Below are 236 nucleotides of genomic sequence, written 5' to 3'. Positions count from 1 at the left end.
CCGGTCGCAGGGAGCGCCCGAGTTCGGTGAGGACGTACTCGTGGCGTACGGGGTTGGTCTGGTAGGGCCGGCGCTCCAGTAGTCCGTCGGCGACGAGGGTTTTCAGCCGGGTGGTGAGCATGCTGGAGGAGATGCCCAGACTCTCCTGGAACTGGTCGAAGCGCGTGTAGCCGTCGAAAGCGTAGTGGAGGATCAACAGCGTCCACCACTCGCCTACGTGTTCCACCGTCGTGGAC

The 236-nt window shown here is 64.4% G+C and carries 1 protein-coding gene; it reads right to left on the bottom strand.

The genetic code is table 11. The features are described 5' to 3' along the window. Nucleotides 1-236 (bottom strand): winged helix-turn-helix transcriptional regulator (locus ACSNOK_RS36225; protein ID WP_436784893.1); only part of this gene is annotated, 236 nt, incomplete at both ends.

The organism is Streptomyces sp. URMC 126 (assembly GCF_051386555.1).
In the GTDB taxonomy this organism is placed as follows: domain Bacteria; phylum Actinomycetota; class Actinomycetes; order Streptomycetales; family Streptomycetaceae; genus Streptomyces.
This window is presented reverse-complemented; position numbering and strand designations above follow the sequence as displayed.